General features: G+C 57.4%; 11 protein-coding genes. All 11 read left to right on the top strand.

What is annotated here, in order from left to right:
- The first annotated feature begins 80 nt into the window (after positions 1-80).
- A complete protein-coding gene (gene gyrA, locus J122_RS13400; RefSeq protein WP_061332736.1) occupies positions 81-2,654 on the top strand; it encodes a DNA gyrase subunit A in 2,574 nt (857 codons plus the stop codon).
- Positions 2,651-3,733 (top strand): 3-phosphoserine/phosphohydroxythreonine transaminase, encoded by a 1,083-nt coding sequence (gene serC, locus J122_RS13405; protein ID WP_061332737.1) that lies wholly within the window; start codon positions 2,651-2,653, stop codon positions 3,731-3,733. The genes gyrA and serC overlap by 4 nt, the downstream gene beginning before the upstream one ends.
- A 2-nt stretch (positions 3,734-3,735) precedes the next feature.
- Complete coding sequence (gene pheA / locus J122_RS13410; protein ID WP_061332738.1) at positions 3,736-4,833, top strand: prephenate dehydratase; 1,098 nt, start codon at positions 3,736-3,738, stop codon at positions 4,831-4,833.
- 33 nt (positions 4,834-4,866) lie between these two features.
- Positions 4,867-5,991 carry a histidinol-phosphate transaminase gene (gene hisC, locus J122_RS13415; protein ID WP_061332739.1) on the top strand — a complete coding sequence of 375 codons (1,125 nt, stop codon included), beginning with the start codon at positions 4,867-4,869 and terminating at the stop codon, positions 5,989-5,991.
- A 1-nt stretch (position 5,992) separates the two neighbouring features.
- The gene (locus J122_RS13420; RefSeq protein ID WP_156471763.1) at positions 5,993-8,221 is read left to right on the top strand and encodes a bifunctional prephenate dehydrogenase/3-phosphoshikimate 1-carboxyvinyltransferase; all 2,229 of its coding nucleotides are present in this window, start codon (positions 5,993-5,995) and stop codon (positions 8,219-8,221) included.
- A complete protein-coding gene (cmk, locus tag J122_RS13425; protein WP_061332741.1) occupies positions 8,221-8,901 on the top strand; it encodes a (d)CMP kinase in 681 nt (226 codons plus the stop codon). The genes J122_RS13420 and cmk overlap by 1 nt, the downstream gene beginning before the upstream one ends.
- Positions 8,902-9,032: 131 nt before the next feature.
- Positions 9,033-10,724, top strand: a complete 1,692-nt coding sequence (rpsA, locus tag J122_RS13430) for a 30S ribosomal protein S1 (protein WP_058090540.1) — start codon at positions 9,033-9,035, stop codon at positions 10,722-10,724.
- A 132-nt stretch (positions 10,725-10,856) separates the two neighbouring features.
- Positions 10,857-11,153 carry an integration host factor subunit beta gene (locus J122_RS13435; protein ID WP_061332742.1) on the top strand — a complete coding sequence of 99 codons (297 nt, stop codon included), beginning with the start codon at positions 10,857-10,859 and terminating at the stop codon, positions 11,151-11,153.
- 70 nt (positions 11,154-11,223) lie between these two features.
- Complete coding sequence (locus J122_RS13440; RefSeq protein WP_061332743.1) at positions 11,224-11,526, top strand: LapA family protein; 303 nt, start codon at positions 11,224-11,226, stop codon at positions 11,524-11,526.
- Positions 11,526-12,695, top strand: coding sequence for a lipopolysaccharide assembly protein LapB (lapB, locus tag J122_RS13445; protein WP_061332744.1), 1,170 nt, complete (start codon positions 11,526-11,528; stop codon positions 12,693-12,695). The genes J122_RS13440 and lapB overlap by 1 nt, the downstream gene beginning before the upstream one ends.
- A gap of 30 nt (positions 12,696-12,725) precedes the next feature.
- Complete coding sequence (gene pyrF / locus J122_RS13450) at positions 12,726-13,436, top strand: orotidine-5'-phosphate decarboxylase (protein WP_061332745.1); 711 nt, start codon at positions 12,726-12,728, stop codon at positions 13,434-13,436.
- Positions 13,437-13,585 lie beyond the last annotated feature (149 nt).

A 13,585-nucleotide genomic window follows, 5' to 3' on the forward strand; every position in this document is an offset into this window, starting at 1 on the left:
GGCGGCTTGTTGAAGAATAAAGACGGGGCCCGGAAACGGCCCCGGTACGACTTCCAGATAACGCAAAGGAACCTTTCTCGATGGGTGAGTTAGCCAAAGAGATCCTGCCGGTCAATATTGAAGACGAATTGAAGCAGTCCTACCTCGATTACGCCATGAGCGTTATCGTCGGCCGGGCTCTGCCAGACGTGCGTGACGGCCTCAAGCCGGTGCACCGTCGGGTGCTGTTCGCCATGTCCGAGTTGGGTAACGACTGGAACAAGGCATACAAGAAATCCGCCCGTGTGGTGGGTGACGTTATCGGTAAATATCACCCCCATGGTGATTCAGCCGTTTACGACACCATTGTTCGTATGGCTCAGCCGTTCTCCTTACGATACCCGCTGGTGGATGGTCAGGGTAACTTCGGGTCCATCGACGGCGACAACGCCGCCGCCATGCGTTACACCGAAATCCGCATGGAGAAAATTGCCCATTCGCTGCTGGCGGACCTGGACAAGGAAACCGTGGATTTCGTCGACAACTACGACGGCACCGAGCGTATTCCGGAAGTCCTGCCTACCCGTGTACCGAACCTGCTGGTCAATGGTTCTTCCGGTATTGCCGTGGGTATGGCGACCAATATTCCGCCCCACAACCTGACCGAAGTGGTCAATGGTTGTCTGGCGCTGATTGATAATCCAGACCTGTCCATCGACGAGCTGATGGAATTCATTCCGGGCCCGGATTTCCCGACTCAGGGCATCATCAACGGCCGTGCCGGTATCGTTGAAGCCTACCGCACTGGTCGTGGCCGCATTTACATCCGCGCCCGCCACGAGATTGAGCACGACAAGAAAACCAATCGTGACGCCATCATCATCACCGAACTGCCTTACCAGCTGAACAAGGCCCGGTTGATTGAAAAGATTGCTGAACTGGTTAAAGAGAAGCGCCTGGAAGGCATCACCGAGCTGCGTGATGAATCCAACAAGGAAGGCATCCGGGTGGTGATCGAGCTTCGCCGTGGTGAAAACCCCGAAGTGATCGTGAATAATCTGTTTGCCCACACTCAGCTGCAAACCGTGTTCGGTATCAACATGGTGGCGCTGATCAACGGCGAGCCGAAGATTCTGAACCTGAAGGAAATGCTCGATGCGTTCGTTCGCCACCGCCGTGAAGTGGTGACGCGCCGGACCATCTATGAGCTGCGCAAGGCCCGCGAGCGCGGGCATATCCTGGAAGGTCTGACGGTTGCCCTGGCCAACATCGATGAAATGATCGAGCTGATCAAAGCATCACCGAGCTCTGTGGAAGCCAAAGAAAAGCTGATGTCCAAGGGCTGGGTGCCGGGTGATGTTCTGGCCATGCTGGAGCGTGCCGGTGAAGACGCCTGCCGCCCGGACAATCTGCCGGAGATCTACGGCCTGCGCGATGGCCTTTATTACCTGTCTCCGGAGCAGACCCAGGCCATTCTGGATATGCGTCTGCACCGCCTGACCGGCCTGGAAACCGAAAAACTCCAGAATGAGTACAAGGATATCCTCGAGAAGATCGCCGGCCTGCTGGAAATTCTGGCAGACCCGGACCGCCTGATGCAGGTCATCCGCGAAGAGCTGGAAGCCGTGGTAGCCGAGTTCGGTGACGAGCGCCGTACCGAGATCACCAGTTCGCAGCGCGACCTGACGATTGCTGACCTGATCGATGAAGAAGACCTGGTGGTCACCATTTCCCACAGTGGTTATGCCAAGACCCAGGCCGTGGAAGATTACCAGGCCCAGCGCCGCGGTGGCCGGGGTAAGGCAGCAACCTCGATGAAAGACGAAGACTTCATCGAGAAGCTGCTGGTGGCCAACTCCCACGATACGATTTTGTGTTTCTCTAACCGTGGCAAAGTGTATTGGTTGCGGGTGTTCGAGATTCCCCGGGGCAGCCGTGGTTCCCGTGGTCGGCCGATGGTCAACATTCTGCCGCTGGAAGAAGATGAACGTATCACTACGTTCCTGCCGGTGCGGGATTACCCGGAAGATCAGTTTGTGCTGATGGCCACCTCTGCCGGTGTGGTCAAGAAAACCCCGCTGCCGAACTTCTCCCGTCCGCGCAGCAGTGGTCTGATTGCTTTGAACCTGGACGAAGGCGATACCCTGATTGGCGCGGCCATTACCGATGGTTCCGCCGAAGTGATGCTGTTTTCCACTGCGGGCAAAGCCGTTCGTTTCCAGGAGGAGCAGGTACGCCCGATGAGCCGGACCGCCCGTGGTGTACGTGGTATCAAGATGCCGGAAGGCCACCATGTTGTGTCCCTGATCATCCCGCAGGAAGGCGGTGTGATTCTTACTGCCAGTGAGCACGGCTATGGCAAGCGTACCGCCATTGATGAGTTCCCGGCATACAGCCGTGGCAGTCAGGGCGTTATCGCCATGCAGTGTTCAGAGCGTAACGGCAACCTGGTGACGGCGCTTCAGCTGTTTGAAGGCGACGAGATGATGCTGATCTCCGACAAGGGCACCCTGGTGCGTACCCGCACTGATGAGGTTTCGGTGCTCAGCCGCAACACCCAGGGTGTGCGCCTGATTCGCCTGTCTCAGGAAGATGAGCGCCTGGTGGGTGTGGAGCGTATTGCAGAGTCTGATGACGACGACGTCGAAGTAGAAGGCGAGGAAACCGAAGAATGAGCAGGGCGTTTAATTTCTGTGCCGGTCCGGCCACCTTGCCGGAAGCCGTGCTGAAGCAGGCTCGTGACGAGATGCTGGATTGGCGTGGCACCGGTATGTCGGTTATGGAAATGAGCCATCGTAGTGACGAGTTTGTGGCCATTGCCGATGCGGCTGAGAAGGACCTTCGGGAACTTGCAGGCATTTCAGATGATTACGCCGTACTCTTCATGCAGGGTGGAGCTTCCAGTCAGTTCTCCACCATTCCGCTGAACCTGCTGGGTGACAAGTCCTCGGCCGATTACGTGAACACCGGTATCTGGTCCAAAAAGGCCATTGCTGAGGCCAAGCGCTATGGTAACGTGAATGTGGTGGCCAGCTCCGAGGATGGCGGGTTTACCTCCATTCCGGATCAGTCAACCTGGAACACCCGTGCCGACGCCGCTTACCTGCACTACACCCCCAATGAAACCATCGGTGGCCTGGAATACGACTTCATTCCGGACAGCGGCAGGGTGCCGCTGGTGGCGGATATGTCGTCCACCATGCTGTCACGCCCGGTGGATATCAACAAGTTCGGGCTGATTTACGCTGGCGCCCAGAAGAACATCGGGCCGTCGGGCCTGGTGGTGGTCATTATCCGCAAAGACTTGCTGGGTAAGGCTCGTAAGGAAACGCCGACCATGATGAACTATCAGGTCATCGCGGATAACGGCTCCATGTACAACACCCCGGCCACCTATTCCTGGTACCTGTCTGGCCTGGTGTTCAAGTGGCTGAAAGAGCAGGGTGGCGTGAAAGCCATGGGCGAAATCAACGCCCGTAAAGCCCGGAAGTTGTATGACTTTATCGACACCAATGATTTCTACGCCAACCCCATTGAGCCGCGCTTCCGTTCCTGGATGAACATACCGTTTACCCTGGCGGACGATACTCTCAATGGTGAGTTCCTGAAAGGTGCAGAAGCGCGCCGGTTGCTCAACTTGCAGGGGCACCGCTCTGTGGGTGGTATGCGCGCCAGTATCTACAACGCCATGCCGGAAGAGGGCGTGGATGCGTTGATTGACTATATGGCGGAATTTGCGAAGGAGCGGGGCTGATCATGACGGATGAGAAGACCCGCCTGGGCGAACTGCGGGACGAAATAGACAGCCTTGATCAACAGATCATGCAGTTGATCAGTGCTCGCGCCAAGTGTGCCCAGGAAGTGGCCAATGTGAAGATGGCTGCCAATCCTGGCCAGAACGTGTTCTTCTACCGTCCCGAACGGGAAGCCCAGGTGCTGCGCCGCATCAAGGAGCAGAACCCGGGGCCGCTGCCGGCCGAAGAGATGGCCCGATTGTTCCGGGAAATCATGTCTGCCTGCCTGGCGCTGGAAAAACCGATGCACATCGCGTTCCTGGGGCCCTTGGGCACCTTTACCCAGGCGGCGGCGCTCAAACACTTTGGCCATTCGGTTATCAGCGTTCCGCTGCCAGCCATTGACGCAGTGTTCCGTGAGGTGGAATCCGGTGCGGCCCAATACGGTGTGGTGCCGGTGGAGAACTCCACCGAAGGCATGGTCAACCACACGCTGGATATGTTTATTTCCTCGCCGTTGAAGATTTGCGGTGAGGTGCAGCTGCGCATACACCACCATTTGCTGGTCGCCCCCAAACACAAAGACCAGGACATTACCCGCATCTATTCCCATCAGCAGTCGTTTGCCCAGTGCCGCCAGTGGCTGGATACGCACCGCTACGGCATTGAGCGAATCACCGTTTCCAGCAATGCGGAAGCAGCCCGCCGTGCGGCGGAAGAGCCCGGCTCCGCCGCGATTGCCGGCGATATGGCCGCCGAGCTGTACGGCCTCGAAAAGCTGTCCAGCAGCATTGAGGACCGCCCGGACAACACCACCCGCTTCCTTATTATCGGGCGCGAAGAGGTGCCGGCCAGCGGCCAGGACAAGTCATCCGTACTGGTTTCCATGCGCAACAAACCTGGCGCCCTGTATGCGGTGCTGGAGCCTTTCCATCGCCATGGCATCAGCTTGACTCGCATCGAAACCCGGCCGTCGCCCAGCGGTACCTGGGCCTATGTGTTCTACATCGATTTCGAGGGGCACGTGGAAGATGAGCAGGTAAAGAAAGTGTTGTCAGAAATCGACCAGGAAGCCGTGGAGCTGAAGCGCCTGGGCTCCTATCCCATCGGCGTGCTTTGATTCCTGAACAGACCTCAACGGGAGGAAAGTTGAATGGCAGTGGATTACCAGAGTCTTGCGGTAAAAGGTGTTCAGGCTCTGTCTCCGTATCAGCCCGGTAAGCCCATTGAGGAGCTTGCCCGGGAACTGGGGTTGAATCCCGCGGAGATCATCAAGCTGGCCAGCAACGAGAACCCTCTGGGGCCCAGCGAGAAGGCCCTGGCGGCCGCTCGTAAAGCGCTGGAAGAACTTTGCCTGTACCCTGATGGCAACGGCTTTGAGCTGAAACAGGCACTGGCCAACCGGTTCGGCGTGGGTATGGATCAGATTACCTTGGGTAACGGCTCTAATGATGTGCTCGAGGTGATTGCCCGCTGTTTTGCCGACACCGAGAGTGAAGTGGTGTTTTCCCAATATGCCTTTGCGGTTTATCCCATCGTTACCCAGGCCATTGGTGCCAAAGGGGTGCCGGTTCCCGCCAAAGAGTGGGGGCACGATCTGGATGCCATGGCGGCGGCGGTGACCGAACGCACCAAGCTGGTGTTTGTGGCCAACCCCAACAATCCTACCGGAACCGTGCATACCGCCAGAGCCATTGAGTCGTTTCTGGATAAAATCCCGGAGCGGGTGCTGGTGGTTTTGGATGAAGCCTACTGCGAGTACCTGACCGGCGAGGAATACCCGGATGGCATCAAGCTACTTGAACGTTATCCGAACCTGATCGTCTGTCGCACCTTCTCCAAAGCCTGGGGCCTGGCCGCGTTACGGGTTGGCTATGCCATAAGCTCGCCCGCCATTGCTGATATCCTGAACCGGGTGCGGCAGCCGTTTAATGTTGACTCGGTCGCCCTTGCGGCGGCCACGGCGGTTTTGCAGGATGAAGCCTATCTGAATCGTTCCCGGGAAGTGAATGCGGCTGGCCTGCGTCAGCTATCGGAAGCCTTTGAATTAATAGGCCTGCCTTATATCCCATCTGCGGGTAATTTTATTGCCGTTGAAGTGGGTGATCAGGCCCAGGGAATCTATCAGTCGCTACTGTCTCATGGTGTGATTGTTCGCCCGATTGCCGGCTATGGCATGCCGCTTCACCTGCGGGTGTCGGTGGGGCTCCCAGAGGAAAACGAGCGATTCCTGGATGCCTTGTCCCAGTCCCTGGCGGCTGCCGGGCAGGGGGGCTGAGGTGGCTGATAACCAGCCTCTTTTTCAGCGTGTTGCTGTCATTGGCCTTGGGCTGATAGGTGGTTCCCTCGCCAGCGCCATTCGCAGCCACAACCTGGCGCGGGTTGTCGTGGGCTTTGATCAAAAACCGGAAGACGCGGCACTGGGCGTGGACCTCGGTGTTATTGACCAGGCAGCGACCACCCTGGAACAGGCGGTGCGAGGCAGTGATCTGGTGGTCCTGGCCGTGCCGGTGCGGGCAACGCGGGTGGTGCTTGAACAGATAAGACCCTGGCTGGCGAGTGACGCAGTGTTGACCGATGTCGGCAGCACCAAGTCCAGTTTCGTCGCAGATGTTAAAGCCGTATTCGGCAAACTGTCGCCAAGAGTGATCCCCGGGCATCCGATTGCCGGCTCAGAGAAAAGTGGTATCCGGGCGGCCAACCCGGACCTGTTCGCCAATCACAAAGTCATTCTGACCCCGGCCGACGATGCCGATGCGGCGGCGCTTTCAGGGCTAACGGCTCTGTGGGAGGGCACCGGTGCAACGGTCCTGACCATGTCGGTGGCGTATCACGACGAAGTGTTGGCGGCCACCAGTCATTTGCCCCATCTCATTGCTTTTTCCCTGGTGGACACCCTGGCGGGCGAAGACCAGAATATGGACATTTTCCGGTACGCCGCCGGTGGCTTCCGGGACTTCACCCGCATTGCCGCCAGTGATCCGGTAATGTGGCATGACATTTTTTTGTCAAACCGCGATGCCGTGTTGCGCGTGATTGATCATTTTACCCAAGACCTGGATCAGCTCAGGGCGGCCATTGCCAATGGCGATGGCGCAACCCTGCTGCGGGTTTTCAGTCGCGCCAAAGCGGCGCGGGAACATTTTTCGAAGATGCTTTCAGGACAGGCTTACGTGACTAACAATACCGACAAGCAGGTTATTTTTTCTATGCAGCCCGGCGGTACCGTTCGGGGTGACATTCGGGTTCCGGGTGACAAATCCATGTCGCACCGGTCGATCATGCTGGGTGCCCTGGCCGAAGGTATTACCGAGGTGAAGGGCTTTCTGGAAGGCGAAGACAGCCTGGCCACCTTGCAGGCATTCAGGGATATGGGCGTAACCATTGAGGGCCCGGAAGACGGCTTCGTGCGCATTCATGGCGTGGGTATGCACGGGCTCCAGGCACCGCGCGGCCCTCTGTACCTGGGTAACTCCGGTACGGCTATGCGCCTGTTCTCTGGCCTGCTGGCGGCGCAGCCGTTTGACTCCGAGTTAACCGGCGATGCCAGCTTGTCCAAGCGCCCAATGGGCCGGGTTGCTGACCCGCTGCGTGCGATGGGTGCGGTGATTGATACCGCCGAGGGTGGTCGCCCACCGCTCAGGATCCGCGGCGGTAACCCGTTGACCGGTATCCACTATGAAATGCCGGTTGCCAGTGCCCAGGTCAAGTCCTGCCTGCTGCTGGCGGGCCTGTACGCCGAAGGCGTGACGTCGGTAACTGAACCCGCACCGACCCGTGACCATACCGAACGAATGCTGGAGGGCTTCGGTTACCACGTTCACCGCGATGGTGCCACAGCCAGCGTCACCGGTGGTGGCAAGCTGACTGCCTGCGCCATTGACGTGCCGGCGGATATTTCCTCGGCGGCATTCTTCCTGGTGGCGGCGAGTATCGCACCGGATTCCGACCTGACCCTGCGCCATGTTGGCATGAACCCGACACGGGTAGGGGTGATCAATATCCTTCGCCAGATGGGTGCCAACATTGAGGTACTCGAAGAGCGGGTGATTGGCGGCGAGCCCGTGGCTGACCTGCGTGTTCGGTCCGCAGAGCTGCGCGGTATTGATATTCCGGAAGACCAGGTGCCGCTGGCGATCGACGAATTTCCGGTGCTGTTTATTGCTGCAACCTGCGCCAAGGGCCGCACCGTGTTGCGTGGGGCAGAAGAGCTTCGGGTAAAAGAAAGTGACAGGATTCAGGTCATGGCGGACGGGCTTGCGGCTCTGGGCGTTGAAACCACGGTTACTCCGGATGGTATTGTCATCGAGGGCGGCCAGACCATTGGTGGCGGCACGGTTGAAAGCCATGAAGATCACCGGATCTCCATGTCGTTCGCCGTTGCCTCTCTGCGAGCCACTGGCCCTATCCGCATCAACGATTGTGCAAATGTGGCTACGTCGTTCCCGGGCTTTGTTGACCTGGCCAAACAGACTGGCATTCAAATCAGTACAGAAGGCGAGTTTTAATGACCCAAAGCAAGGCACCGGTAATCGCCGTTGATGGTCCCGGAGGTTCCGGTAAAGGTACCATCACTCAGATGCTGGCCAGAAAGCTTGGCTGGCATCTGCTCGACAGTGGGGCGCTTTATCGGTTGACGGCATTGGCGGCTATGCGACAGGGCGTGGCATTGAATGACGAAGCCGGTCTGGTAAAGGTGGCGGCCACCCTGGATGTGGCTTTCGAGCCCACCGGCGAAGGCCACCCGGTAAAGGTGGTGCTGGCAGGTGAGGACGTAACCTCGGAAATCCGCACTGAAACCTGTGGCGACAATGCCTCAAAGGTGGCGGTGATACAGCCGGTGCGGGATGCGCTGTTGCAACGCCAGCGGGATTTTCGGCAGCTGCCCGGGCTGGTGGCAGATGGTCGGGATATGGGAACGGTGGTTTTCCCCGATGCGCCGGTAAAGATATTCCTGACCGCCAGTGCCGAGGAGCGGGCGCGGCGCCGTTATAATCAGTTGAAGCAAGCAGGGGTCGATGTTAACATTGACGCCCTTTTGGAAGAGATACGGGTGCGTGACGATCGGGATATGAACCGGTCAGCGGCCCCTCTCAAGCCTGCAGATGATGCGCAAGTCATTGATTCTACGGGTTTGAGTATAGAAGAGGTGTTAGACAGGTGTATGGCCGCAGCAGGTCAGGCCTGACTACACCTTTTTGTTGTTGGAATGCCGGAAACAGCGCTAAATTGCCAGCCGCTGGCTGATTCCGGAAATCGTTAACAGACCGTGTTGCTGGCGGCACGGAGCACACTTGCGTTGATCATATAGGGCACATAATGAGCGAGAGCTTTGCGGATCTTTTCGAAGAAAGTTTGAAAGAAATCGATATGCAACCAGGTTCCATTGTTCAGGGAACCGTTGTAGACGTCGATAACGACTGGGTCACCGTTAACGCCGGACTGAAGTCCGAAGGCGTTATCCCCGCCTCCCAGTTCCTGAACGAAAAAGGCGAGTTGGAAGTAGCTATCGGCGACGTTGTCGATGTGGCTCTCGATGCAGTTGAAGACGGTTTCGGTGAAACCCGTCTGTCCCGTGAGAAGGCCAAGCGCGCTGAAGCCTGGAAGGTACTTGAGAAGTCCTTCGAAGCGGAAGAAGTGGTCAAGGGTATTATCAATGGCAAGGTCAAAGGTGGTTTCACTGTTGATCTGGCTGGCATCCGTGCCTTCCTGCCGGGTTCCCTGGTAGACGTTCGTCCGGTTCGCGACACTGCGCACCTGGAGAACAAAGAACTCGAATTCAAGGTTATCAAGCTGGACCAGAAGCGTAACAACGTGGTTGTTTCCCGCCGCGCCGTTCTGGAAGCTGAAAACAGCGAGCAGCGCGAAGCTCTGCTGGAAACCCTGACCGAAGGTCTGGAAATCAAGGGTATCGTCAAGAACCTGACCGACTACGGCGCGTTCGTAGATCTGGGCGGTGTTGACGGCCTGCTGCACATCACCGATATGGCCTGGAAGCGCATCAAGCATCCGAGCGAAATCGTGAATGTGGGCGACGAAATCAATGTTAAGGTCCTGAAGTTTGATCGCGAGCGTAACCGCGTATCTCTGGGTCTGAAGCAGCTGGGTGAAGATCCGTGGGTAGAAATCAAGGCCCGTTACCCTGAAGGTGCCAAGGTTACTGCACGCGTTACCAACCTGACTGACTACGGCTGCTTTGCCGAGCTGGAAGAGGGTGTTGAAGGTCTGGTTCACGTATCCGAAATGGATTGGACCAACAAGAACATCCATCCGTCCAAGGTTGTTCAGGTAGGCGACGAAGTTGAAGTGATGATCCTGGATATCGACGAAGAGCGTCGTCGTATTTCCCTGGGCATCAAGCAGTGCGTTGCCAACCCGTGGGAAGACTTCTCCGGCAAGTTCAACAAGGGCGACCGTATCTCCGGCAAGATCAAGTCAATCACTGACTTCGGTATCTTCATCGGCCTGGACGGTGGCATCGACGGTCTGGTTCACCTGTCTGACATCAGCTGGAACGAGACTGGCGAAGAAGCCGTTCGCGAGTACAAGAAAGGCGACGAAGTTGAAACCGTTATCCTGTCTGTTGATCCAGAGCGCGAGCGCATCTCCCTGGGTATCAAGCAACTGGAAAGCGATCCGTTCGCCGAGTTCGTTCAGCTGAACGACAAGGGCTCCATCGTTAAGGGTACTGTTTCTGCAGTAGACGCCAAAGGCGCTACCATTGCCCTGAACGAGGAAGTTGAGGCGGTACTGAAGGCTTCTGAAATCAGCCGTGACCGCGTTGAAGACGCGCGTAACGTTCTGAAAGAAGGCGAAGAAGTTGAAGCGAAGATCATCAGCATCGATCGCAAGAACCGCGTAATCAACCTGTCTGTCAAGTCCAAAGACGTTGAAGACGACAAGCAGGCTCTGGAAAACGTACGTAGCAAAACTGCAGAATCCTCTGGTGCGACCACCATCGGTGATCTGATCAAAGAGCAGATGCAGCAGCAAAACGCCAATAAGGATTAATTTTCCGGTTGGCATCAAAAAAACGGGCTCTAAGAGCCCGTTTTTTTTGTGTTTTTTTCTGGTTTGGCTAAACTAGAGGCACTGGGACCCGGTAATTGACTGCGGAATAATAATGACAGAGGGAAACGCCTCATGACGAAGTCCGAACTGGTTGAACTGATTGCCTCCAAGCAAACACAGCTCTCCGTCAAGGATGTGGAGTTAGCGGTTAAGACCATCATCGAGCATATGTCTCAGGCCCTTGCCGATGGTCAGCGTATTGAAATCAGGGGATTTGGCAGCTATTCCCTGCACCACCGGGCAGCCCGAACCGGGCGTAATCCGAAAACTGGTGAAGCGGTGCAACTGCCTGCCAAGTATGTTCCGCACTTCAAGCCCGGCAAAGAATTGCGTGAGCAGGTGAATGACAGCTTGAAGAAGGGTTTTTAAACCCGGTTCCAGGCAATGCTGATGGAACACCGCACTATCGGGCCTGGCGCCCGTCTGGAGAGATATTGACATGGCAGGACTGCAGAAGATCCTAATCACCGTTCTGGTTCTGGTTCTGATACTCCTGGCGCTGGTGTTTTCTCTGAACAATCAGATGGCCGTTTCGCTCAATTTCCTGTTGTTTGAAACGCAGCCCCATGGTGTTGCCGTCTGGATTATCATGTCGTTTGTGATTGGCGCCCTTGTGGGGGTGTTGATTACCTTACTTGCCACATTCCGTACGTCGGTGTCCCGGCGGACTCTCAAAAAAAGACTCGAGCGTGCTGAGCACGCATTAGAGAAATCCAGGGCACAGAACGACCGGGCAATTTGATGGAAATAGTTCTACAGTGGCTGCTTCTGACGGTAGCGGTCGCTGCCGGCTGGGTGGTCGGCAGGTTTGGTAGCCAGGGCAAGCGCCGCTCCCGGGCCATTTCCGATGAAGATTCCGTTCGCGACCGTCTGCAATTCCTGTTTACCAACTACTCTGACCAGGCTGTGGACAACTTTGTGCAGTCCCTGGCCGTCAATAAAGATACCGTTAGCCTGCATCTGTCTATCGGGAGCCATTTCCGCAATAAGGGCGAAACCGATCGCGCCATTCTGATCCACCAAAACCTGCTGGCCCGGCCCGAACTGCCGGCGCGCTATACGCCCCAGGTTACCCTGGAGCTGGCAATGGATTATCTCAATGCCGGCCTGCACGATCGGGCGGAAGCCCTGCTGCATCAGTTGATGGGAGACCGGGAGTACGGCCGCCGCGCTGCTACGGCCTTGATCGAGCTGTATCAGCAGGAGCGGGAGTGGGAAAAGGCTGCCCAGGTGGCACAGACCCTTACCCGTAGCGACGCAGATCCTGCGATGGTCAAAACACTGGCGTACATTACCTGCGAGTTGTCCGATGCGGCCCTGGCCAAAGACGATCGCTGGACTGCCCAGAAACTGGCCAAGGAGGCCCTCGACTACGACCGCTCCTGTGTTCGCGCAACCTTGTTGCTGATGAAACAGCAGATCCGCCAGGGCAACTTCCGCGAAGCCGGCAATCAAAGCCTGAAGGTGTTTGAACAGAACCCGGAGTTTGGTCCGGAGGCCATCGACCGCCTGATGAAGCTCGAGCGGGAACACGGTGATGTAGGCAGGCTGGTCAAAAAACTCCGCAAACTCTATGAGCAGTATCCGAGTACCAGTTTGTTGCTGGCGCTGGTGGAATCGGTGGAGCGTTCCTTTGGTCGCCCCGCTGCTATTGATCTGCTCCGGCAGGAGCTGGAAATTCGGCCTTCTGTTCGTGGCCTGCTCCGGCTGGTGGAAATGGCCGGCTATGAAAAAGGCATGACCACAGACGAAGGCCGCCTTGTCAGCCGTATTGGCCACCTGATTCTCGCCAACCGGCCGGTTTACCGTTGCGTCAGTTGCGGTTTCTCAGGCCAGCAGCTGCACTGGCTTTGCCCCAGCTGTAAGCAGTGGGAAACGGTGCGTCCCATCCAGGGCGTTGAAGCCGAATAATGTTTTAACCTTTTGAACCGGAACCTGACCGTGCAAAACCTTAATGACCCGAAAATCATCGTTGCCCTGGACTTCCCCTCCCAGAACCCGGCCCTGGCGCTGGCTGATCAGCTGGACCCGGCCAAATGCCGGTTGAAAGTAGGCAAAGAGTTGTTCACCCGTTCCGGCCCGGAATTGGTCAAATCACTGCAGGGCAGGGGCTTTGACGTGTTCCTGGATCTGAAATTCCACGACATCCCGAACACCACTTCCGCGGCGGTTGCTGCGGCGGCGGATCTGGGTGTGTGGATGGTAAATGTGCATGCCTCGGGTGGTGAGAAAATGATGGTTGCCTGCCGCGAGCGCCTGGAGTCGTTCGGGGCGGATAAGCCGCTGCTGATCGCCGTCACGGTGCTGACCAGTATGTCCGATGCGGACCTGGCCGGTATCGGCATCACCGGTTCCGCAGAGGTCCACGTTTCCCGCCTGGCCACCCTGACCAGAAACTGCGGCCTGGACGGCGTCGTCTGCTCCGCCCAGGAGGCGCCCAGACTGAAAACAGAGCAGGGCGCCGACTTCCAGCTAATCACCCCGGGAATCCGCCCGTTGACCGCCGATAAAGGTGACCAACAGCGCATCATGACCCCAACCGACGCCCTCAAAGCCGGCTCCGACTACCTCGTCATCGGCCGCCCCATCACCCAGGCGCCCGACCCTCTGGCTGCCCTTGAGGCCATTCACGCTGAGGTGATCTCGGTCTGACCTTGTTCGGGTGGTTGAGCTGTGGCCCTAGCCTGCTTGTTTTGGTGGGGCTGCAGTGTGGGACGGCCTTTCCAAAAAACGCTACGAGCACATCCATGTGCGCTTCGCTCCGGCCATCCATGGCCTCCGAGATTTTTGGAAAGGCCGTC

Origin of the sequence: Marinobacter excellens LAMA 842, from assembly GCF_001574445.1 — a bacterium.
In the GTDB taxonomy this organism is placed as follows: domain Bacteria; phylum Pseudomonadota; class Gammaproteobacteria; order Pseudomonadales; family Oleiphilaceae; genus Marinobacter; species Marinobacter shengliensis.